The 520-nt window shown below is 69.2% G+C and carries 1 protein-coding gene; it reads right to left on the reverse strand.

Annotation, left to right across the window (positions count from 1 at the left end; translation table 11 throughout):
• Positions 1-227 precede the first annotated feature (227 nt).
• On the reverse strand, positions 228-520 hold a 293-nt coding region (locus G3I71_RS46525), incomplete at its 5' end, for a class I tRNA ligase family protein (RefSeq protein ID WP_343243297.1).

The raw sequence follows: 520 nt of genomic DNA on the forward strand, positions 1-520 counted from the left end.
TCACCGTGGCCCAGGCACCCAGCCCCAAGAAGGCGAACAGCACCAACAGGGCAAAGATGATCAAAGCGCCCGCCTCCATGAGGTTCCCTTCCTCCGCCGAATCCGTCCCCTCCACCGTAAACGCCAAGGGCAGGTCGGGGGTTCCCGTCGAACCCCCAACCTGCCCTTACGGGATGTCCCTCACCCGGAACCGCCCCTCACTCAGGGCGCCCCGCACAAGGCTCTCCTCAGATGACGATGTTCACCAGCTTCGGCGCCCGCACGATCACCTTGCGGACCTCCGCGCCGCCCAGCGCGGCGACCACGCCCGCGTCGGTGAGGGCCAGCTGCTCCAGGTCCGCGTCGGAGATCGTGGGCGGCACCTCCAGCCGCGCCTTGACCTTGCCCTTGACCTGGACGACGCAGGTGACGGTGTCGTCCACGACGTACGCCGGGTCCGCGACCGGGAAGTCCTGGTGGACCACCGAGTCGCCGTGGCCCAGCCGGTGCCACAGCTCCTCGGCGATGCGCAGGGCCAGCG

Origin of the sequence: Streptomyces sp. SID12501, from assembly GCF_010550245.1 — a bacterium.
Taxonomy (GTDB): Bacteria; Actinomycetota; Actinomycetes; order Streptomycetales; family Streptomycetaceae; genus Streptomyces.